We start from the raw sequence: 20,851 nt of genomic DNA, 5'->3' as shown, positions 1-20,851 counted from the left end.
GAGGTGGGGGGCCGGGTGGGGCCCCGGTCCCTCACCGCCCGGCGGGCGCCGGCCCGGCCGCCGCGGCCAGCAGTTCCGCCCGGCCCACCGCCGCCGTCCGGGTGGCCGGGACCGTGCAGGCGTACGCCCCGGCCACCGCGCCGTACCAGGCGCAGCGCGCGGGTGACTCGCCCGTGAGTCGGCCGAAGAGGAACGCGGCGGCGAAGGCGTCGCCCGCGCCGTTGGAGTCGACCACCGGCCCGGGCGGCGCGGCGACCGGTATACGGGTCAGCTCGCCGCCGGCCAGCAGATGGGCGCCGTCGGCCCCGGCGGTGGCGACGACCACCTCGGCCCGGCCGCGCTCGGCGATGCGCCGCATGGTCCGCTCGGGATCGGACAGGGCCGCCGCCGACAGGAAGACGACGTCCGCCGCGAGCGCGAACGGCTCGTGGTACGGGTTCTCGCCGTCCCAGTCGTGCAGGTCGGTGGAGAGCGGCACGCCGCTCTCGCGCAGCACGGGCAGCGCGTGGGCGCACGGTTGGGTGATGGTCACATGGACATGCCGGCTCGCCGCGGCCAGGCTGCGCACCAGCGGCTCGGGGAATCGGTCGGCGGCGTGCACGCGGCTGGTGTCGTACAGGGACAGGCGGCGGCCGTCCGGGCCGACCAGGTTCACCGCGCGCTTGGTGCCGGCGGGCTGCGGGAGCGCGGTGAGCGCGATGCCCCGCTCCTCGTGCAGCGCGCGCACCAGGTCGCCCTCGGGATCCTCGCCGAGCAGGTCGAGATGGTGGGTGCGCAGCCCGAGGGCGCTCAGGCCCAGCGCGACGAAGTCACCGGTCTGTCCGGCCCGGGTGCGGATCCCGGAGTCGATCATGTAGCTGTCGGCGTACGGGAGCGGCAGCTCGGGGACATGGACGATGGTGTCCACTCCCGCACCGCCCAGCACCAGCACGTCCGTCTGCGCGCTCATCCGCCGCCCTCCCCTGGTCGTACACCGTCACGGCGCCGCCGCGCCCCATCGATGACCCACCGTAGGCGATGCCACTGACAGTGGCGGCACGCTGCTACGTCGTGCGGTCGCCCGGCTCGCGGCCGGCCTGCCGCAGCACCCGGCGGCGCACCCCGAACCAGCCGGCGACCAGCAGGACCGCGATCACCGGGACGAGCAGCAGGGTCTTGCGGCCGACCTCGGGGTCGTTGCCCATCATGCCGAGGCAGGCCAGCAGAAAGGCGATGGTGGCGATCTCCGTGACGGGGCTGCCCTTGAGCCGGAAGGCGGGCCGGGCGACCAGTCCGGCCGCGGCCCGCCGGACGAAGACGAGATGGCAGACCATGATGATCACCCAGGTGCTGATGATGCCGAGGGAGGCGACGTTCAGCACGATCTCGAAGGCCTGGCTCGGCATCAGGTAGTTCAGTCCGACACCGAGGACGCACACCGCGCAGGTCAGCAGGATGCCGCCGTAGGGTACCTGGCTGCGGTTCATGCGGGCGGTGAACCTCGGTGCGGAGCCCGCCATGGCCATGGAGCGCAGGATGCGGCCGGTCGAGTACAGACCGGAGTTCAGCGAGGACATGGCGGCGGTCAGCACGACCAGGTTCATCACGTCGCCGGCCGCGGGGACGCCGATCCGGGACAGGACCGTCACGAAGGGGCTCTGGTCGGCCGAGTAGGCGGAGCCGGGCAGCAGCAGGGCCAGCAGCACGACCGAGCCGACGTAGAACAGACCGACCCGCCACATGATCGAGTTCACCGCGCGCGGGACGACCCGCTCCGGCTCGGCGGTCTCGCCGGCCGCGACACCGACCAGTTCCAGGGCGGCGTACGCGAAGATCACGCCCTGCATCACCAGGACGACCGGCATCAGGCCGTGCGGGAAGATCCCGCCGTGGTCGGCGATGACGCCCGGGCCGGGGGTGCTGCCGCCGACGTCGTGCCGGGTGGCCAGCAGGAAGATGCCGATCAGCATGAAGCCGAGGAGGGTGGCGACCTTGACGATCGCGAACCAGAACTCCATCTCGCCGAAGATCTTCACCGAGATCAGGTTCACCGCGAGCACCACCGCCAGGGCGATCAGCGCGAGCAGCCACTGCGGGACGCTGGTGAACAGGCTCCAGTAGTGGGTGTAGAGCGCGATCGCGGTGATGTCGGCGATACCGGTCGTGGACCAGTTCAGGAAGTACATCCAGCCGGCGATGTAGGCGCCCTTCTCGCCGAGGAACTCGCGGGCGTAGGAGACGAAGGAACCGGACGAGGGCCGGTACAGGACCAGCTCGCCGAGGGCCCGTACGACGAAGAAGGCGAAGACGCCGCAGACCAGATAGGCCAGGGCGAGGGCCGGTCCCGCGCTGTGCAGCCGGCCGCCGGCGCCGAGGAAGAGTCCGGTGCCGATGGCGCCGCCGATGGCGATCATGTTGACGTGGCGGTGCTTGAGTGCCTTGCTGTAGCCGGCGTCGCCCACGTCCGCGGGGGTTCCGGTCGCCCGGGGTGGGGCGGCGACCTGTGCCGGTGCCACGGCGTCCTTGCTCACGGGTGGTTCCACTTTCTGGCGCGTCCGGGCGTGGGGTCCCGGGCTGGTACGGTCCCGGTCCACGCCACCGTGGTGTCGCGGCACAGACCAAGGCAGCAGCTTCCCAGCCGGGCCGCCCGTCATGCGGTGGTTCACCTCACAGAGCGGTACTTCTCACACGAAAGGCGATGATTTCGCACAAGCCCGTCATCACCCCTCGGCCGGCCTGGGCACCGGGTTTCACCGCGGTGGTGGCACAGCGATACTGCCGCGCATGACGACCGACGCCGATGAGGCGACCCTCACGATCGACGAGTTGGCCGGGCAGGCGTCACGGTCCGCTTCTAGGCACCAAGGGCCTGCTGCCGCCGGTGATCGGCCCGCGCCGGGTGGGCCGCTACGGGCGCGGCCACCTCGCGCGGCTGGCGCTGATCGAGGAACTGCGGCTCAAGGGGATGACGCTGGCCGCGATCGAGCGCCATCTGAGCCGGCTGCCGCCGGACCTGACCGCGCGGGACCTGGCCGTGCACCGCGCGGTGGTGTCCTCGTGGGGCCCGGACGCGCCGCACACCCTGGCGCGCGCGGAGCTGGAGCGCCGGGCGGGGCGCCCGCTGGACGGGCCGACCTGGAGCGGCTGTGACGGCGCTGGACGTCGTCGAGCGGGCCGGTTACGCGTTCCGGGTCGACGTCGGGCTGCTGCGGCTCGGCGTCGAACTGCTCGGCGTACCGCTGTCCCAGGAGGCGGTACTCGCCGCGCGCGCCGTCCTGCTGGAGCGTGCCTGCGCGGCGGCGCGGGAGATGTCGCGGCTGCTGCGCGGTGAGGTGGGGCAGCGGGACGCGCGGGACGTGCGGTCGCTGTCCGCGCACATGCAGCCCCTGGCAGTCCAGGCCCTGCTGACGGCCTCCCGAGCGGGGCCGCCCAACGACGAGGACGCCCGAGCGGGGCCGCTCGGTGGCGAGGGCGTTGGGCTCAGCTGGCGTCGGTGAAGGTTTCGTCCCTCTCTGCCTTCTCGATCAGCAGGGCGGGCGGCGCGAACCGCTCGCCGTAGCGCTCGGCGAGTTCACGCGCGCGTGCCACGAAGCCGGGCAGCCCGGTGCCCGCCCCGGTGCCGCCCTCGTAGCCGTTGATGTACTGGAGCACACCGCCGGTCCAGCCCGGGAAGCCGATCCCGAAGACCGAGCCGATGTTGGCGTCGGCGACAGAGGTCAGCACGCCCTCTTCGAGGAGCCGCACGGTGTCCAGCGCCTCCGCGAAGAGCATCCGCTCCTGCATGTCGGTGAACGGGATCCGGTGGCCGGGCCGGGTGAAGTGCTCCCGCAGCCCCGGCCACAGTCCGGTGCGCCCGCCTTCCGCGTCGTAGTCGTAGAACCCGGCGCCGCCGCCGCGGCCGGTGCGGCGGAACTCGTCGACCATGCGGTCGATGACGGCCTCGGCGGGATGCGGTCTCCAGGTGCCGCCCGCCTCCTCGACGGCGCGCCGCGACTCGTCACGGATCCTGCGGGGCAGGGTGAGGGTCAGCTCGTCCATGAGGGAGAGCACCTTCGCCGGGTAGCCCGCCTGCGCCGCGGCCTGTTCGATCGACGCGGGCTCGATGCCCTCGCCCACCATGGCCACGCCTTCGTTGATGAAGTGGCCGATGACGCGGGAGGTGAAGAAGCCCCGCGAGTCGTTCACGACGATCGGTGTCTTCCTGATCTGCCGGACCAGGTCGAAGGCGCGCGCAAGCGCCTCGTCCCCGGAGCGCTCGCCCTTGATGATCTCGACCAGCGGCATCCTGTCGACCGGCGAGAAGAAGTGCAGCCCGACGAAGTCGGCCTGGCGCTGGACGCCCTCGGCGAGCGCGGTGATCGGCAGGGTGGAGGTGTTGGAGCACAGCAGCGCGTCGGGGGCGACGACGTGCTCGATCTCCTGGAACACCTTGTGCTTGAGCGCGGGGTCCTCGAAGACGGCCTCGATGACCGCGTCGCAGCCCGCGAGGTCCTGGGTGTCGCCGGTGGGGGTGATGCGGGCGAGCAGCGCGTCCGCCTTCTCCTTGGTGGTGCGGCCCTTGGCGACGGCCTTGGCGCACAGCTTCTCGGAGTGGGCCTTGCCCTTGAGGGCGGCCTTGAGGGAGACGTCCTTGAGGACGACGTCGATACCCGCGCGTGCGCACGCGTAGGCGATGCCGGCGCCCATCGTCCCGGCGCCGAGTACGGCGACCCTGCGCACCTCGCGGGGGTCGACGCCCCGGGGGCGGTTGGCGCCGGAGTTGACGGCCTGGAGGTCGAAGAAGAACGCCTGGATCATGTTCTTCGAGGTCTGTCCTGCGGCCAGTTCCACGAAGTAGCGGGCCTCGATGACCTGGGCGGTCTCGAAGTCGACCTGGGATCCCTCCACGGCCGCGGCGAGGATGCGGCGCGGCGCCGGGTAGGGGGCGCCCGCGGTCTGCTTGCGCAGGGTGGCCGGGAAGGCGGACAGGTTGGCGGCGAACTTCGGGTTCGCCGGGGTGCCGCCCGGGATGCGGTAGCCGGGCCGGTCCCAGGGCTGCTGGGACTCGGGGTTGGCGTCGATGAAGGCGCGGGCCTTGACGAGCAGTTCCCCGGAGGTGCCGGCGACCTCGTGGACGAGGCCGTTCTCCTGGGCGCGGCGCGCGGTGTACTGGGTGCCCTGGAGCAGCACCTTCAGCAGGGCGTCGGCGATGCCCAGCAGGCGCACGGTACGGACGACGCCGCCGCCTCCGGGGAGCAGTCCCAGGGTGACCTCGGGGCAGCCGATCTTGGTGCCGGGGGTGTCGAGGGCGATCCGGTGGTGGCAGGCCAGGGCCAGTTCGTAGCCGCCGCCCAGGGCCGCGCCGTTGATCGCGGCGACCACCGGCTTGCCCAGGGTCTCGATGCGCCGCAGGTGACGCTTGACGGCGAGGCCCGCGTCGAACAGGTCCTGCGCGGTCTCGGGCGTCACCCGGATCAGGTCGCGCAGGTCGCCGCCGGCGAAGAAGGTCTTCTTGGCGGAGGTGACGATGATGCCGCGCAGGGAGTCCCGTTCGGACTCCAGCCGGTCGGTGATCGCGGCGAGGGAGTCGCGGAACGCCTGGTTCATGGTGTTCGCGGACTGGTTCGGGTCGTCGAGGACGAGGGTGACGACTCCGGTGTCGTCCTGCTCCCAGCGGATGGCGGTGCTCTCGGTCATGTGAGGGGTCTCCGTAGAAGTCTCGTGATCCGCCGGCTGGTCAGACGCGCTCGATGATGGTGGCGATGCCCATGCCGCCGCCCACGCACAGCGTGGCGAGGCCGTACCGCTTGTCCTGGCGTTCCAGTTCGTCGACGAGGGTGCCGAGGATCATGGCGCCGGTGGCGCCGAGCGGGTGACCCAGGGCGATGGCGCCGCCGTTGACGTTGACCTTGTCCAGGGACAGGCCCATGTCCTTGACGAACCGCAGCACGACGGCCGCGAACGCCTCGTTGATCTCGACGAGGTCGATGTCGTCGATGGTCATCCCGGCCCTGGCGAGGGCCTTGCGGGTGGCGGGCGCGGGACCGGTGAGCATGATGGTGGGCTCGGAACCGGAGACGGCGGCGGAGACGATCCGCGCGCGCGGGGTCAGGCCGTTGCGCTCGCCGGCCTCCCGGGAGCCGATCGCGACCAGGGCGGCGCCGTCGACGATGCCGGAGGAGTTGCCCGCGTGGTGGACGTGGTCGATCTTCTCGACCCAGTGGTACTTCTGCAGGGCCACGGCGTCGAACCCGCCCAGCTCGCCGATGTCGGCGAACGACGGCTTCAGCTTGGCCAGCGAGTCCGCGGTGGTGCCGGGGCGCGGATGCTCGTCGTGGTCGAGGACGACGAGTCCGCTGCGGTCCAGGACCGGGACGACGGAGCGAGCGAAGCGGCCCTCCTTCCAGGCGGTGGCCGCGCGTTCCTGGGAGAGCGCGGCGTACTCGTCGACGTCGCGCCGGGTGAAGCCCTCCAGGGTGGCGATCAGGTCGGCGCCGATACCCTGCGGCACGAAGTTGACGGCGAGGTTGGTCATCGGGTCGTTGAACCATGCGCCGCCGTCGGAGGCCATCGGCACCCGGGACATCGACTCGACGCCGCCGGCGAGCACCAGGTCCTCCCAGCCGGAACGGACCTTGGCGGCGGCCAGGTTGACCGCTTCGAGGCCGGAGGCGCAGAAGCGGTTCTCCTGGACGCCCGCCACCGTGTCCGGCAGCCCGGCCGCGATCGCGGCGATGCGGGCGATGTCCGAACCCTGGTCGCCGACCGGGCCGACGACGCCGAGCACGACGTCGTCGACGGCCGCGGGGTCGAGGCCGGGGAAGCGGGCACGGATCTCGTGGATGAGGCCGACGACCAGGTCGATGGGCTTCGTGCCGTGCAGGGCGCCGTTCGCCTTGCCGCGGCCGCGCGGGGTGCGGATCGCGTCGTACACGTACGCTTCGGTGCTCACTGGCAAGCCTTTCCACGAGGGTTTCACGGCGCTGGGGTCATCGGGGCGGCCAGGGATCACGGCCCGTCCTCGGCTCGCTCGCCCGGACGCGCCGGGCCCGGCACGCGGTCGAGGGGGAACAGCGGTTCCATCATGCGTCGTCCGCGGCGGGGTCGCAGATGAGGCGCGGCACGTCCCAGTCGCGGGCCACGCCCGCGGTGCCGGAGCCGGGCAGCGCGGGGGCGGTGCGGACGGCGGTGGGGGTCGCGGAGAACCTGGGTGCCGGGGCCGGTTGGGTGAGGCCGGCGTGCTCGGTGAAGGTGCCCCGGGCGGCCAGATGCGGGTGGCGGGGGGCCTCGCGCAGGGACAGGACGGGGGCCACGCACGCGTCGGAGCCCTCGAAGACGGCCGTCCAGGCGTCGCGGGTGCGGGACTTGAAGCGGGCGGCGATCCGCTCGCGCAGCTCGCCCCACCGGGTGGGGTCGGTGCGGGCCGGGATCAGGTCGGCGAGGCCGAGCCGCCGCAGGAACTCCTCGTAGAAGCGCTGTTCCAGGGCGCCGACCGCCATGTGTCCGCCGTCGGCGGTCTCGTAGGTGCCGTAGTACGGGCAGCCGCCGTCCAGCAGGTTGGCGGCGCGGCGGTCCTGCCAGCCGCCGGCGGCGAGCATGCCGTGGATCATGGCGGTGAGGTGGGCGGTGCCGTCCACGATGGCCGCGTCGACGACCTGGCCGGCGCCGGTCACGCGCGCGTGGTGGAGCGCGGCGAGCACGCCGACGACCAGGTAGAGGGAGCCGCCCGCGTAGTCGCCGACCAGGTTGGCGGGGACCGCCGGGGGCCGGTCCGGCTGTCCGATCATGCCGAGGGCGCCGGTGACGGCGATGTACGCCACGTCGTGGCCGGCCCGCTGGGCGAGCGGGCCCCGCTGTCCCCAGCCGGTCATCCGGCCGTAGACCAGCCGTGGATTGCGGGCGTGGCAGTCCTCGGGGCCGACGCCGAGCCGTTCGGCGACGCCCGGACGGTAGCCCTCGATCAGGATGTCCGCGCGTTCGGCCAGGTCGAGGACGCGGGCCGGGCCTTCCGCGGACTTCAGGTCGACGATCACCGAGCGCTTGTTGCGGTTGGTGACGTCGTGGGCGGGGTCGACGCCGATGCCGGGACCGCCCGGCCGGTCCACGCGGACGACGTCGGCGCCGAGGTCGGCGAGGAGCATGGCGGCGAACGGGCCGGGGCCGATGCCGGCCAGTTCCGCCACGCGCACGCCCGTGAGCGGGCCCGCTCCCCGCGTCGGCGTCCCTGCCGTCGTCATGGGCGGCCCCCAGTCGATATGACACAACCGATGTAACACCAGCGATGCTAGGAACGCGCTCCACCCGGCACAAGGCCCGAAAGAGCAAGCGCTTGGCCACGTTACAGGGTCCACCGCAGCAGGGTGTAGATCATTCCGGCCGTCCAGGCGAGCCCCGCCAGGACGGCGAGGGCCAGCGCGACCGCTGCGGGACGGCCGGTGGGGCCGGGGCGTCGGACCAGGGTGCGCGGGCGGTGGTGCGTCGTCATGGGCCCAGCCTGCTGGTGCGGCGCCGCCGCCACATCCGTACACATACTCAGACGGCGTACCGGCGTTCGGGTTTTCCGGGGCCGTGCCGCGCTGCCTCTCACCGTGCTCGGCCCGGGAGACGGCCCGGTCGTCTACGACCGCGGGGAGCGCGAGGCCGAGGAGCGGCGGACCGTCGCCTCCTGAAGCGCCCGGCGGCACAGGGCGTCCGCGCGGCGCGTCGTCTCCGGGAGCCGGTAGCGCGGGGTGAGCGCGAGCGTGTGGGCGCAGGCGTTGTCGAGGCTCACCCGGTGGCCGACGGAGACGAAGACGGGTTTGACGGCGTCCCGGGTGCGCAGGGCGCGGCCGACCTCCTCGTCGCCCGCGCGCAGCGGCGAGGCGCTGCCGCGCTCGCCCGCCGGGGCGTCGTAGGCGAAGGTGAACGGGTTCTTGGCGACGCCGATCGTGGGCAGGCCGGTGAGCACGCCCAGATGACAGGCGAGCCCGAAGCGGCGCGGGTGGGCCAGCCCGTAGCCGTCGCAGACGACCAGACCCGCGGGTCCGGGCAGCCTGTCGAGAGCGGCCAGCACGGTGGGGATCTCGCGGAAGGCGAGCAGTCCGGGCACGTACGGGAAGGCGACCTCGCCGACGGCGGTGGCCTCGGCGAGCACGTCCAGGGTGGCCGCGTCGAGCGTGACGGCCGCCGCCGCGACGAGGTCGCGCTCGTCGTCGTAGGCGACGTCGACCCCCGTGATGCGGCCCGTGCCGGGCGGCGGCCCGGCCTCGTCCAGCACCACCCGCCCGCGCAGTGCGTCCTGCACGGCGCGGGCCTGCTCCTCGGTCACGGGCCGGTCCCCGGGCATCGGTACGGTCGTCATGGTGGCCACGAGGGTACGCGCCACCCCCGGCTGGGCACCGGCCGGTCGCGGGCGAAACGTGCGTGCATGAAAGCGGTGACAGAGGTCACTCGAATTCTCTGTGCACGTTTGAGGCCGTTCCGTCGTCTCTTCCAGTGCCAGGTCTCGTCCACCCGGACGTCCGTCCAGCCGTCACGAGGGAGCAAGGCGTTGTCCATCGTCATCGAGCACTCCGTACAGGCCCGACTCGTCGCCGCCGCCCCGCGCATGCCCAGCATTCCCGCCACGCTTCACTACGACCGGCGCGACCCGTTCGCCATCCGCATGTCGTTCCCCGCCCCGGCCACCCTGGAGGGGGTGGAGGTCTGCTGGACGTTCGCCCGCGACCTCCTCACGGACGGCCTGCACGGCCCGCAGGGGCACGGCGACGTCCGCGTGCGGCCGTACGGGTACGACCGGACCGTCCTGGAGTTCCACGCGCCCGAGGGCACGGCCGTCGTGCACGTCCACTCCGCCGAGATCCGCCGGTTCCTGGACGCCACCAGCGCGTTGGTGCCGCTCGGCCTCGAGCACCTTCAGTTCGACCTCGACCACGATCTGGCGGAGCTGATGCGGGGTGCCTGAGCGCCGCCGCTGCGCGCCGCGCGGCGGCGCGTCGGCGATGGAGCGCGTTTAATCGCGTTGACAGCCTTCCGGCCCCCTCGTAGCGTTTCCCGCGGTTCTGTTGCCGTCGATAGGAGAAGGACGTTGCTCGTCTGAGGTCCTGAGTCACCGCGTTCCACACCCGAGGTGTGGGCGTCGCGTGCGACCTCGGCGTCCGAGCCGTCCTCCGGCACAGGGCCTTTCCACGGCCCCGGTCCCCCGGTTGCCGCCCCGCGGTGCCTCGATGCGCATGTGCCCCGACCGCACGAACAACCGCGAGGCTCCATGTCACCTTCCCTCACCTGCACCTCCCTGTCCTTCGCCTGGCCCGACGGCACACCCGTCCTGGACGGCCTCGACATCTCCTTCGGCCCCGGCAGGACCGGGCTCGTCGGCGCCAACGGATCGGGCAAGTCGACCCTGTTGAAGCTGATCGCCGGGGAGCTGACCCCGTCGGCCGGCGCCGTCCGGGTGACGGGCGAGATCGGCTACCTTCCGCAGAACGTCACGCTCGACACCGCGCTCCGCGTCGACGAGGCGCTGGGCATCGCGGCCCGCCGGGCCGCGCTGCACGCCATCGAGGCCGGCGACACGGCCGAGGGGCACTTCGAAACGCTCGGCGACGACTGGGACGTCGAGGAGCGCGCGCTCGCCACCCTGGGCGAACTCGGCCTCGGCCACATCGGCCTTGACCGCACCGTCGGCGAGGTCTCCGGCGGCGAGTCGGTGCTGCTGCGGCTGGCCGCGCTGCTGCTGCGCCGCCCGGACGCGCTGCTGCTCGACGAGCCCACCAACAATCTCGACCTGTACGCGCGCCGGCGACTGCACGCGGCCGTCGCGTCCTGGCCGGGCGTGCTGGTCGTGGTCAGCCACGACCGCGAACTCCTCGACCTGGTCGACCAGATCGCCGACCTGCGGGCCGGACGGGTCACCTGGTACGGCGGCAACTTCTCGGGGTACGAGGCGGCCCTCACCGCCGAGCAGGAGGCCGCCGAGCGCATGCTGCGGGTCGCGGAGGCCGATGTGCGCAGGCAGCGGCGCGAGTTGGCCGACGCCCGGACGAAGCTGGCCCGCCGCAGGCGGTACGGGCAGAAGATGTTCGAGCAGAAGCGCGAGCCGAAGATCGTCATGGGGGCGCGCAAGCGGGCCGCCCAGGAGTCCGCGGGCAAGCACCGCATCCTGCACGAGGAACGGCTGGCCGAGGCCAGGGACCGGCTCGACGAGGCGGTGGACGCCGTACGCGACGACGCCGAGATCCGCGTCGACCTGCCGTACACGGCAGTACCACCGGGCCGGGACGTGCTCACCCTGCGGGACCTGGAGCTGACGTACGGAGCACGGGTCGGCGGCGTACTCGACGTGCGCGGGCCGGAGCGGATCGCGTTGCTCGGACGCAACGGCACGGGCAAGACGACGCTGCTGCGCACCGTCGCCGGGCAGCTGGCCCCGGCCGCGGGCGAGGCGACGGCGCATGTCCCGCTGCGCTTCCTGCCGCAGCGGCTCGACGTCCTCGACGATGAGCTGACCGTCGCCGAGAACGTGGCCCGGTACGCGCCGGGCGCCACCCCCAACCGGATCCGGGCCCGCCTCGCCCGGTTCCTGTTCCGCGGCGCCCGGGCCGACCGGAAGGCGGCCACCCTGTCCGGCGGGGAACGCTTCCGGGCCGCGCTGGCCGCGCTGATGCTGGCGGAGCCCGCGCCGCAGCTGCTCCTGCTGGACGAGCCGACGAACAACCTGGACATGGCGAGCGTGCGGCAGCTGACCACGGCCCTGGAGTCGTACGAGGGTGCCCTGCTGGTGGCCAGTCATGACGTGCCGTTCCTGAGGTCGGCCGGCATCACCCGCTGGCTGCTCCTGGCGGACGGCGAACTCCGGGAGATCACACCGGAGGCCGTCGGGTGACCCGACGGGGGGTGTCGGCCGGGCCGCCCCGTCCTGCATCATGGCGGACCGGCGCCGCATGATGGAGACCGAACACCGCCCCGCCGATACGGAGACCAGCCGTGCCCAGCAAGAAGGCCCTCGTCCGCCGCCCCGGCCCGCGCCTCGCCGAGGGTCTGGTGACACACATCGAGCGCACGACGGTCGATGTGGGGCTCGCCGTCGAGCAGTGGGAGGCGTACGTCGGCACGCTGCGCGCGCACGGCTGGGAGACCATCGAGGTGGACCCGGCCGACGACTGCCCGGACTCCGTGTTCGTCGAGGACACCGTGGTGATGTACCGGAACGTGGCGCTGATCGCCCGGCCCGGCGCCGAGTCACGGCGCGCCGAGACCTTCGGTGTGGAGGAGGCCGTGGCCCGCCTCGGCTGCTCGGTGAACTGGATCTGGGAACCCGGCACCCTGGACGGCGGGGACGTCCTCAAGGTCGGGGACACGGTCTACGTCGGCCGCGGCGGACGCACCAACGCCGCCGGGGTGCAGCAACTGCGGGCCGCCTTCGAGCCGTTGGGCGCACGGGTGATCGCCGTTCCGGTGAGCAAGGTGCTGCATCTGAAGTCCGCGGTGACCGCCCTGCCCGACGGCACGGTGCTCGGGCACATACCGCACGTGGACCGGCCCTCGCTCTTTCCCCGTGTTCTGGCGGTGCCCGAGGAGTCCGGAGCCCATGTGGTGCTGCTCGGCGGGGGCAAGCTGCTGATGGCGTCGAGTGCGCCGAAGACCCGTGAGCTGCTGACCGACCTCGGTCACGAGGTGGTCCCGGTGGACATCGGCGAGTTCGAGAAACTGGAGGGCTGTGTGACGTGTCTGTCGGTGCGGCTGCGGGAGTTGTACGCCTGATCCGCGGCCCCGCAACCGCGTCGGCTCCGGGGCCCTTCGGGTGACCAGAGCCTTTTCGTTGTCCCCCCTTTGCCCGGGACACGCACCTGAGCAGCGCTCTTTACGGCGCGCTTAACCTACGGTTTCGTAACCTACGGTCTCGTAGCCTACGATCACGTAGGTTTCCGGCGCCGCTCGCCGGCACGAGCCGTTCCACTCCCCCCTGATCGCCGTCCCCCTGGAGTTCCTGTGACGCTCACCTCTCCCCACCTCGCCAGCCCGTCCGTGTGGACCGACGCACGACTGCTGTACGCACTGGAGGACGTGGTCGAGAGGGAACTCAACCGCCATCTGAAGGCCACCAAGGACTGGATGCCGCACGAGTATGTGCCCTGGAGCGACGGCCGCAACTTCCCCGGGTTCTTCGCCGACGGCGAGCCCTGGGACAAGGAGCAGTCGAAGGTGACCGAGGTCGGCCGGATCGCGCTCGTGGTGAACCTGCTGACCGAGGACAACCTCCCCAGCTACCACCACGAGATCGCCACCCTCTTCGGCCGGGACGGCGCGTGGGGCACCTGGGTGCACCGCTGGACCGCCGAGGAGGGCCGGCACGGCATCGTGATGCGCGACTATCTGCTCGCCTCACGCGCGGTGGACCCGGACAAGCTGGAGCGGTTCCGGATGGCCCACATGAGCGAGGGTTTCGAGTCCGACAACCGGCACTCGATGCTGCACTCGATCGCCTACGTCGCCTTCCAGGAACTGGCGACCCGTATCTCGCACCGCAACACCGGTCACCAGTCGGGCGATCCGGTCTGCGACCGGATGCTGGCCCGGATCGCGACCGACGAGAACCTGCACATGGTCTTCTACCGCAATCTGCTGAAGGCGGCCTTCGAGATCGCGCCCGACCCGACCATGCAGGCCGTCCGGGACGTCGTCGTGAACTTCCGCATGCCCGGCCACGGCATCCCCGGCTTCGAGCGGGCCGCCGCCCAGATGGCGATCGGCGAGGTCTACAACCTGCGCATCCACCACGACGACGTGATGCAGCCCGTCCTGCGCTTCCTGAAGGTCCTGGAGATCGACGGGCTCGGCCCCGAGGGGCTTCGGGCGCAGGAGGAACTGGGGTTGTTCATGGGCGGCCTGGACGCGGAGGCCGCGAAGTTCGACGAGAAGCTGGCCGCGCGCAAGGCCCGGATGGCGGCACGGGCGGCCGGCTGACCGGCACCGCCGGGGCGCACCGGCCTGCCGGTGCGCCCTGTCCGCGGCCCGTGCCCGGGGGCCGTGTTCAGCAGACGCCGCTCTCGGCGATCTTGATGGTGGCCCGGGTCCGGCCGGTGTGGCTGCCCAGGGCCTCCACCCGGCCCACGATCTCCTGTCCCTCGACGACCTCGCCGAAGACCACGTGCTTGCCGTCCAGCCAGTCCGTGACGACCGTGGTGATGAAGAACTGCGAGCCGTTGGTGTCGGGGCCCCTGTTCGCCATGCTCAGCAGGTAGGGGCGGTCGTGCTTGAGGGTGAAGTTCTCGTCCTCGAAGGTGCCGCCGTAGATGCTCTTGCCGCCGGTGCCGTTGCCCGCGGTGAAGTCGCCGCCCTGCAGCATGAAGTCGGGTATCACCCGGTGGAACGCCGATCCGGCGTAGCCGAAGCCGGGCTTGCCGGTGGCGAGCTGCCGGAAGTTCTCCGCGGTGCGGGGCACCACGTCGTCGAAGAGCCGGAACACGATCCGGCCGGCGGGCTGCTCGTCGATCGTGATGTCGAAGTACACGTTGTCACTCATGGCGATCAATCTATCGCCCGGCGGCGCCCGACCCGCGCCGACGGTCTCGCCGGCTGCTTGTCAGCGGGGGGTGCGCCGCAGTTCCAGGCGTTCCTTCTCGGACAGGCCGCCCCAGACGCCGAAGCGCTCGTCGTGGTCCAGCGCGTAGTCCAGGCAGGCGGAGCGGATCGGGCACAGGCCGCAGATCCGTTTCGCCTCACGCACGGAGCTGCCGGGCTCGGGGAAGAAGAAGTCGGCCCCGGTCTGCGCGCACAACGCCCCCTCCTGCCAGGCCAGGTCGGGCGCGGTGATCGTGTCGAAGTGCATGGCCAGGATGGTGCCGTCCGGCGAAAAACGTTCGATCAACGCCGGCTCAACGCCGCGGCCGGGGCCCTGGGCCGCCCCGATGATGCGCCACGGTCCCGGTGTGGCGCACGGCGGCGCGCGGGAGCCGGACGAAAACAACGGGATCGCCGCCGCTCACGCTGGGTGACCGGGAAACCGTCCCGGCGGGCGGCGGCGCCGGGCGGCGCTTGTCAGTGGGCGGTGCGAGACTCGGCTGTGCACAGGACGGGACCCTTCCGAGGAGGGCGATGATGCTCACCACCCGTTTCGTCGACGGCGCTCCGAACTGGATCGACGTCACCACGTCCGACATCGACGGCACCGCCGCCTTCTACGGCGGCCTCTTCGGCTGGCGGTTCCGTTCGGCGGGCCCCGACGCCGGCGGTTACGGCTTCTTCGAGCTGGACGGCCAGACCGTCGCCGGCGGCGCGCCCGTCGCGGCGGAGCAGGGCCCGCCGTCCTGGACGGTGTACTTCCGCAGCGAGGACGCGCAGGCCACAGCGGACGCGGCCGAACGGGCGCACGGCCAGGTGTCCAGCCCGCCGATGGACGTGATGGGGCAGGGCCGCATGGCGGTGCTGGTCGACACCGCGGGTGTGCCCTTCGGGATCTGGCAGCCCCAGCGTCTGAAGGGCCTGGACCTGGCGGGTCAGGCGGGTTCGCTGTGCTGGGTCGAGCTGTACACACCGGATGTCGCGGCGGCCGCCGCGTTCTACCACCGCACGCTCGGCCTGGAGACGTCGGCCGTGCCCTTCCCCGGCGGCACGTACACCTGCGTCAATCCGGCCGAGGGCGGGGAGGAGGCGATGTTCGGCGGATTGGTCCCGCTGGCCGACGACCCCACGGAGGCGGCGGCCGGCCCGTACTGGCTGCCCTACTTCGGGGTCGAGGACCCGGACGCGGTGGTCGCGCGGGCGCTGGAGCTGGGCGGCACGGTGCGGGTGCCCGCCGTGACGGTGGAGGGCGTCGGCCGCATCGCCCGGCTCGCCGACCCCCAGGGCGCCCGCTTCGCGGTGATCCGCGGTGAGCCCCCCACGGAGTGAGCGGCCGGTCGATGCCAGGCCCTGTCGTCAAACCCCCGCCTGCCCCGCGACGCCATGCACGCACTCTCGCCGCAGGGCCCGCCCTCCGGGCGAACGACGGGAGTTTGACGACAGGACCTAGGCCGAGCCGCGGTGCACCAGTGTCGTCGGCAGGATCACGCCGGGTGGCGCGTCCGGCGCGGGCTCCTCGCGGTGGCCGCGGTCCAGACCGGTCAGCAGCAGGTTCGCCATCAGCCGGCCTATCTCCTCGATGTCCTGACGGACCGTCGTCAGGGGCGGGTCGGTCTGCTCGGCGACGGGCAGCATGTCGTCGAAGCCGATCACCGCGACGTCCTCGGGCACGCGCCGGCCGCGCTCGCGCAGCACCCGCAGGGCACCGGAGGCGGTGAGGTCGTTGGCGGCGAACACGGCGTCCACGTCCGGGCTGCGGTCGAGGAGTTCCCGCATGGCGCGCTCCCCGCCGGCGGGGGTGAAGTCGCTCTCCACGATCAGCCGTGGATCGGTGTCCCCCATGACGTCCCGGAAGCCGTCGAGCCGGTCCACCGCGGAGGTCTGGTCGAGGGCGCCGGTGATGTGCGCGATCCGGGTACGGCCGAGACCGACGAGATGGCGTACGGCCGCGCTGGCCCCGCCGCGGTTGTCGCAGTCGACGTACACCGAACTGCCCGACGCGTCGCTCCAGCCGGGCCGCCCGCCGAAGACCGTGGGCACCCCCGCGCCCCGGATCAGACCGGGCAGCGGGTCGTCGAGGTGCAGCGAGAAGACGAGCGCCCCGTCGACATGGCCGCCGGCGAGATAGCGGGCCACGCGCGCGTGGTCGTCCCGGCCCTCCGTCAGCAGCAGCACCAGCTGACTGTCGTGGGCCGTCAGCTCCTTGCTGATCCCGCGGAGTTGAAGGCCGAAGAAGGGGTCGGCGAAGACCCTGGCCTCCGGTTCCGCGATGACCACGGCGACGGCGTCGTGCCGCCGGGTCACCAGGCTGCGCGCGGCCCGGTTGGGGACGTAGCCGAGTTCTTCGACCGCCCGCCGGACCCGTTGGACGAGCGGTTCCCTGACCCCGTCACCGCCGTTGACCACCCGGGACACGGTGGCCCTGGACACCCCGGCGAGCGCGGCGACGGCCTCCAGCGTCGGACGCGGCGCTGTCTCGGTCACGACGGGCCTCCCTCGGCGACTCCACCTCAGAATAGCCCCGCCCCGAGAGCGCTCTCCCCGCACCCGCCCCCAGCCCATACGCGCCCCGAAGGGGGCGCGGGGAACTGCGCGCCCGGCCCCAACCCAGCCGCGGACGAACAACGACGGACCAGCGGCCCCCATAGCGGAGCGCTCAGTGGGCGGAGTGGTCCCCGTCCGCCGAGCCCCCCGCATGGGGCCCGTGTGGCTCGTATCCGGGAATCGTCCCGTCCGGCTTCTTCACCAGGAACAGCCCGACCATCCCCATGTCGGAATGGCTCTGGACATGGCAGTGGTACATCCAGGCGCCCGCGCCGACGCCCTCCCCCGCCACCACCTGGAACCCGAAGGAGTCGGCGGGTCCCACGATCTTGTTGTCGATCACCTGGCTCGGATCGTCGGGCCCGGTGAGCAGGCCGGTCCGGTTGTCCGCCCAGCGGTGACCGTGCATATGGAAGGTGTGGTAGTACTCGCCGTGCGTGATCATCACGAATTCGACCCGGTCGCCCACCGTCGCCTCGAAGTCGGGCCCGGTGTGCGGCGGACGGTTGTTGATGGTCATGTCGTTGAAGACGATCGTGTGGGTGCGGTCGGGCAGGATGTCGCCCTTGCGGCGCACGATCACCGGACCGTACAGGCCCTTGCGGATGCCGCCGGTGCCGTGCTCGGTGCCGACGACGTGGTCGTGGTAGTGCCAGTAGCCGGCGCTGCCGGAGCGCCAGGTGCCGTCCGACCGGCGGCCGGGCGCATGGGTGCGCCAGGTGTAGGTGCGGGTGCCACCGGGCTCGACGTCGCTCTTGTTCAGCTTGGTGCCGTCGCTGGATATCTCGTAGTCGAGGCCGTGGACATGCAGGCTCGCGGTCACGTCCATGGTGTTCTCGAACTCGATGTGCAGCGTGTCGCCCTCGTTCAGCTCGATGAGCGGCCCGGGGATCGTCGCCTTGCCCTTCTCGAAGCCGTAGCCCATCTGCCCGTCGGCCAGCTTCTCGGCGTACAGCTTGATGTGTCTGACCTCGCCGCCGGCCGGTGCGGTGCGCGGCGGCGTGGCCGCGCTGACCGCCTCGGGCGCCAGGGACAACGATGTCGCGACCGCCGCGCCACCCAGCAGCACCCTCCGGTTGAACGCGCGTCTGTCCATGCGGAACTCCCCACCCTGGTAAGGACTTTGCGGAGGCGTACCTGTGATGAACCTGTGCGACGGTACCTGCCCCGCGCCCGTTTATCCACTCTCAGGACAAAGTTCGTTTGATTGCGGTCATAGGTATTGGCGAGCCATGCAAAGGGGCCTAGCTTTCTTGGCGCTGTTGCCGTGACCGAGGAGGTGCCCATGCACTTACGAGGGTTGAGCGCCACAAGCAGGAGGAGACGGACCTGGGCGGCCACCGTGACCGCGGGGATCGTCGCGGCCGGACTGCTCTCGGGTCCGGTCGCGAGCGCGCGGCCGGACCCGTCCCTGACAACGATGTCGATCAAGTCGCCACCGGGCGGCGCGAACGTAAAAGTGCTGCTCTTCTACGGCTCCGCAGCCGCCGGGGACGAGTCACCGCTGGTGAACGCCGGGATCGAGGCGATCGAGAAGATCGGTCTGTCCGGCCCCACGAAGGAGCGCTTCGCGGTCGAGGCGACGGACGACGCCGCCGTGTTCACCAACGCGACGAAACTCGGCCGCTTCAACGCCGTCGTCTTCCTGACCGGCGGTGGTGACGTCCTCGATCCGGACCAGGAGGCGGGTCTTGAGGCCTACATGGAGGCGGGCGGCGGTTTCGTCGGCATCCATGACGCGGCCCGCGCCGAGCCGTACTCCGACTGGTTCACCGGTCTGATCGGCGCGCGCCCGGCCGCCTCCAGCCCGGCGGCGGTCCAGCGGGCCACGGTCGAGGTGGGCGACCGCCGGCATCCGGCCACCAAGGACCTGCCGCTGCAGTGGAAGCGGCCGGACCAGTGGTTCAACTGGGTGAAGAACCCGTCCGGCGCCGTGCACACGGTGGCCCGGGTGCGCGAGTCGACGTACCAGCCCGGGGCGAGCGCCAACGGCGCGGACCACCCGGTCAGCTGGTGCCGGGACTACGACGGCGGCCGGTCCTTCTACACCGGCATGGGCGGCACCGTCTCGTCGTACGACGAGAGCGACTTCCGTGCCCATCTGCGCGGCGCCCTGCTGTGGACGACCCGGCTCAGCCAGGCCGACTGCAAGGCGACCATCAACGCCAACTACCGGGCCGAACGCCTCACCCAGCCCAACCAGCCCGGGCAGAACGACCAGATCGGCGAGCCGCACGGCCTGGTCGCCGCGCCCGACGGCCGGGTGCTGTACATCGGCCGCGGCGGCGCGGACTCCTCGCAGCCCGTGATCACCGACTGGAACAACCCGGACGTGGGCAAGGGCAAGGGGCAGATCCACGTCTACGACCCGAAGACCAAGAAGGTCACCCTGGCCGGGGAGCTGACCGTCTTCGGCAACAAGGGCGGCGGCGACGAGCTGACGAAGGTCGAGGAAGGCCTGCTCGGAATCGAGCTGGACCCGGGCTTCGAGCAGAACGGCTGGGTGTACCTGCACTACACACCCCACGCGCAGCTCAACCGCGACACACAGATGGCGGAGCGGCGCGTCTCCCGCTTCACCCTCGACCCGGCCACGAACAAGCTCGACCTGGGCAGTGAGAAGGTGCTGCTCAAGTGGCCGGTGCAGGTGCACAGTTGCTGCCACGCGGGCGGCGGGATGACCTGGGACTCCAAGGGCAACCTGTACATCGCCACCGGTGACAACAACTCCAGCGGGTTCAGCGACGGGTACTCCGGCAACAACCCGCAGCCGAGCTACAAGGGCGTGTCGTTCGCCGACGCGCGCCGTACCGCGGGCAACACCAACAACCTCAACGGCAAGATCCTGCGCATCCACCCGGAGCCCGACGGGACGTACACGCTGCCGCAGGGCAATCTCTTCACCGGCAAGGAGACCGACGAGGGCGGCGGCAAGACGCGCGGTGAGATCTATGTGATGGGTGTGCGCAACCCCGCGCGCATCTTCGTCGACAGGACGACGGACATCCTGTACGCGGGCTGGGTCGGCCCGGACGCGGGCGAGCCGTCGACCACCTGGGGTCCGGCCAAGTACGACACGTTCGCCGTCATCACCGAGGCGGGCAACCGGGGCTGGCCGTACTGCATGGGCAACAAGCAGCCCTACCGGGACCGCAACCTGCCCGACCCGTCGAAGCCGCTGGGCTGGTACGACTGCGACCACCCGAAGAACGAGTCGCCGAACAACGACGGACTCGTCAACATCCCGCCGGTCACCGGCAACAACGTCTGGTACTCGCCCCAGGGCGGCGGCCCGGACTACCCGCGTGACGCGAACGGGATCCCCTCGTACAAGAAGGAGGAGGCCACCTACCGGCTGCCGTGGCTCAAGGGCGGCGGGCAGGCCGCGATGAACGGTCCCGTCTACCGCTACGACGCGACGAGCGACAGCGCCGTGAAGTGGCCCGCGTACTGGGACGGCAAGTGGTTCATCGGCGACTTCTACGACGCCGACCAGCCGCGCAACGCCGTGCTCATGGATCCGAAGACCCAGGGCGACGGCGGGCTGCCTGTGCACTCCGAGACCTTGAAGAAGATCGTGCCGGTCGGCAACGACGGCATCAAGAACCTCATGGACTGGAAGTTCGGTCCGGACGGCGCGCTGTACGTCCTCGACTACGGGCGCGGCTTCTTCACCTCGGACGGCAAGTCGGCGCTGTGGCGGGTGACGTACACCGGCGGCGGTCCGACGCCGCCCGCCGACCAACTCGCCAGGGGGGCACAGTGATACGACCACGAAGAATCCTGACGGCGCTGCTGGCCGCCGTCC

The 20,851-nt window shown here is 71.7% G+C and carries 17 protein-coding genes and 1 pseudogene; 7 read left to right on the top strand and 11 right to left on the bottom strand.

Annotated features, from left to right (window positions below; translation table 11 throughout):
• Nucleotides 1-31 precede the first annotated feature (31 nt).
• A complete protein-coding gene (locus tag ACIRFL_RS25920) occupies nt 32-949 on the bottom strand; it encodes a PfkB family carbohydrate kinase (RefSeq protein ID WP_404032804.1) in 918 nt (305 codons plus the stop codon).
• Nucleotides 950-1,043: 94 nt separating this feature from the next.
• Nucleotides 1,044-2,510, bottom strand: a complete 1,467-nt coding sequence (locus tag ACIRFL_RS25915; RefSeq protein WP_404032801.1) for an amino acid permease — start codon at nt 2,508-2,510, stop codon at nt 1,044-1,046.
• Between the two features lie 253 nt (nt 2,511-2,763).
• On the opposite strand from ACIRFL_RS25915, the pseudogene ACIRFL_RS25910 reads away from it, so the two are divergent.
• Nucleotides 2,764-3,476: pseudogene (locus ACIRFL_RS25910) on the top strand (MerR family transcriptional regulator).
• On the opposite strand, the gene ACIRFL_RS25905 reads toward ACIRFL_RS25910, so the two are convergent.
• The 5 genes from ACIRFL_RS25905 to ACIRFL_RS25885 all read right to left on the bottom strand — a co-directional run bounded on the left by ACIRFL_RS25905 (nt 3,460) and on the right by ACIRFL_RS25885 (nt 9,298).
• On the bottom strand, nt 3,460-5,655 hold the full coding sequence (locus tag ACIRFL_RS25905) for a 3-hydroxyacyl-CoA dehydrogenase NAD-binding domain-containing protein (protein ID WP_404032798.1): 2,196 nt from the start codon (nt 5,653-5,655) through the stop codon (nt 3,460-3,462). The pseudogene ACIRFL_RS25910 and the gene ACIRFL_RS25905 overlap by 17 nt on opposite strands.
• A 40-nt stretch (nt 5,656-5,695) precedes the next feature.
• On the bottom strand, nt 5,696-6,910 hold the full coding sequence (locus tag ACIRFL_RS25900; RefSeq protein WP_404032795.1) for an acetyl-CoA C-acetyltransferase: 1,215 nt from the start codon (nt 6,908-6,910) through the stop codon (nt 5,696-5,698).
• Between the two features lie 130 nt (nt 6,911-7,040).
• On the bottom strand, nt 7,041-8,195 hold the full coding sequence (locus ACIRFL_RS25895; RefSeq protein ID WP_404032792.1) for a CaiB/BaiF CoA transferase family protein: 1,155 nt from the start codon (nt 8,193-8,195) through the stop codon (nt 7,041-7,043).
• Nucleotides 8,196-8,296: 101 nt separating this feature from the next.
• Nucleotides 8,297-8,443, bottom strand: coding sequence for a morphogenic membrane protein MmpA (gene mmpA / locus ACIRFL_RS25890; protein WP_404032789.1), 147 nt, complete (start codon nt 8,441-8,443; stop codon nt 8,297-8,299).
• Nucleotides 8,444-8,575: 132 nt separating this feature from the next.
• Entirely contained in the window at nt 8,576-9,298 is a 723-nt protein-coding gene (locus tag ACIRFL_RS25885; RefSeq protein ID WP_404032786.1) for an endonuclease V, read from the bottom strand.
• 189 nt (nt 9,299-9,487) lie between these two features.
• Between ACIRFL_RS25885 and ACIRFL_RS25880 the strand changes: the two genes are divergently transcribed.
• From ACIRFL_RS25880 to ACIRFL_RS25865, 4 genes are all read left to right on the top strand, one after another.
• A complete protein-coding gene (locus ACIRFL_RS25880) occupies nt 9,488-9,901 on the top strand; it encodes an SsgA family sporulation/cell division regulator (RefSeq protein WP_404032783.1) in 414 nt (137 codons plus the stop codon).
• 303 nt (nt 9,902-10,204) lie between these two features.
• Nucleotides 10,205-11,821 carry an ABC-F family ATP-binding cassette domain-containing protein gene (locus tag ACIRFL_RS25875; RefSeq protein ID WP_404032781.1) on the top strand — a complete coding sequence of 539 codons (1,617 nt, stop codon included), beginning with the start codon at nt 10,205-10,207 and terminating at the stop codon, nt 11,819-11,821.
• A 101-nt stretch (nt 11,822-11,922) separates the two neighbouring features.
• On the top strand, nt 11,923-12,699 hold the full coding sequence (gene ddaH / locus ACIRFL_RS25870; protein WP_404032777.1) for a dimethylargininase: 777 nt from the start codon (nt 11,923-11,925) through the stop codon (nt 12,697-12,699).
• 228 nt (nt 12,700-12,927) lie between these two features.
• Entirely contained in the window at nt 12,928-13,902 is a 975-nt protein-coding gene (locus ACIRFL_RS25865; protein ID WP_404032774.1) for an acyl-ACP desaturase, read from the top strand.
• A 67-nt stretch (nt 13,903-13,969) separates the two neighbouring features.
• Here the strand turns inward: ACIRFL_RS25865 and ACIRFL_RS25860 are convergent, their stop codons facing one another.
• Together ACIRFL_RS25860 and ACIRFL_RS25855 are read right to left on the bottom strand one after the other, a co-directional pair.
• Nucleotides 13,970-14,461 (bottom strand): peptidylprolyl isomerase, encoded by a 492-nt coding sequence (locus ACIRFL_RS25860; protein WP_404032772.1) that lies wholly within the window; start codon nt 14,459-14,461, stop codon nt 13,970-13,972.
• A gap of 60 nt (nt 14,462-14,521) precedes the next feature.
• Entirely contained in the window at nt 14,522-14,767 is a 246-nt protein-coding gene (locus ACIRFL_RS25855; protein WP_404032769.1) for a WhiB family transcriptional regulator, read from the bottom strand.
• A 269-nt stretch (nt 14,768-15,036) separates the two neighbouring features.
• Here ACIRFL_RS25855 and ACIRFL_RS25850 point away from each other — a divergent pair, with 269 nt between their 5' ends.
• Nucleotides 15,037-15,828, top strand: coding sequence for a VOC family protein (locus ACIRFL_RS25850; RefSeq protein WP_404032878.1), 792 nt, complete (start codon nt 15,037-15,039; stop codon nt 15,826-15,828).
• A gap of 117 nt (nt 15,829-15,945) precedes the next feature.
• Here ACIRFL_RS25850 and ACIRFL_RS25845 read toward each other — a convergent pair whose 3' ends face one another.
• Nucleotides 15,946-16,983: a LacI family DNA-binding transcriptional regulator gene (locus tag ACIRFL_RS25845; protein ID WP_404032766.1), complete on the bottom strand. Its 1,038-nt coding sequence runs from the start codon at nt 16,981-16,983 to the stop codon at nt 15,946-15,948.
• Between the two features lie 172 nt (nt 16,984-17,155).
• Nucleotides 17,156-18,139, bottom strand: a complete 984-nt coding sequence (locus ACIRFL_RS25840) for a multicopper oxidase domain-containing protein (protein ID WP_404032763.1) — start codon at nt 18,137-18,139, stop codon at nt 17,156-17,158.
• A gap of 189 nt (nt 18,140-18,328) precedes the next feature.
• On the opposite strand from ACIRFL_RS25840, the gene ACIRFL_RS25835 reads away from it, so the two are divergent.
• Nucleotides 18,329-20,809 (top strand): ThuA domain-containing protein, encoded by a 2,481-nt coding sequence (locus ACIRFL_RS25835; protein ID WP_404032760.1) that lies wholly within the window; start codon nt 18,329-18,331, stop codon nt 20,807-20,809.
• Nucleotides 20,810-20,851 lie beyond the last annotated feature (42 nt).

Origin of the sequence: Streptomyces sp. NPDC102462, assembly GCF_044765425.1 — a bacterium.
Classification (GTDB): domain Bacteria; phylum Actinomycetota; class Actinomycetes; order Streptomycetales; family Streptomycetaceae; genus Streptomyces.
This window is presented reverse-complemented; position numbering and strand designations above follow the sequence as displayed.

Excerpts from the sequence above, each read along its gene's own strand:
- mmpA (WP_404032789.1), bottom strand. The coding sequence starts at position 8,443 with ATGACGACGCACCACCGCCCGCGCACCCTGGTCCGACGCCCCGGCCCC.
- ACIRFL_RS25875 (WP_404032781.1), top strand. The coding sequence starts at position 10,205 with ATGTCACCTTCCCTCACCTGCACCTCCCTGTCCTTCGCCTGGCCCGAC.
- ACIRFL_RS25835 (WP_404032760.1), top strand. The coding sequence starts at position 18,329 with ATGCACTTACGAGGGTTGAGCGCCACAAGCAGGAGGAGACGGACCTGG.
- ACIRFL_RS25895 (WP_404032792.1), bottom strand. The coding sequence starts at position 8,195 with ATGACGACGGCAGGGACGCCGACGCGGGGAGCGGGCCCGCTCACGGGC.
- ACIRFL_RS25855 (WP_404032769.1), bottom strand. The coding sequence starts at position 14,767 with ATGCACTTCGACACGATCACCGCGCCCGACCTGGCCTGGCAGGAGGGG.
- ACIRFL_RS25885 (WP_404032786.1), bottom strand. The coding sequence starts at position 9,298 with ATGACGACCGTACCGATGCCCGGGGACCGGCCCGTGACCGAGGAGCAG.
- ACIRFL_RS25840 (WP_404032763.1), bottom strand. The coding sequence starts at position 18,139 with ATGGACAGACGCGCGTTCAACCGGAGGGTGCTGCTGGGTGGCGCGGCG.
- ACIRFL_RS25850 (WP_404032878.1), top strand. The coding sequence starts at position 15,037 with ATGCTCACCACCCGTTTCGTCGACGGCGCTCCGAACTGGATCGACGTC.
- ACIRFL_RS25905 (WP_404032798.1), bottom strand. The coding sequence starts at position 5,655 with ATGACCGAGAGCACCGCCATCCGCTGGGAGCAGGACGACACCGGAGTC.
- ACIRFL_RS25860 (WP_404032772.1), bottom strand. The coding sequence starts at position 14,461 with ATGAGTGACAACGTGTACTTCGACATCACGATCGACGAGCAGCCCGCC.
- ACIRFL_RS25920 (WP_404032804.1), bottom strand. The coding sequence starts at position 949 with ATGAGCGCGCAGACGGACGTGCTGGTGCTGGGCGGTGCGGGAGTGGAC.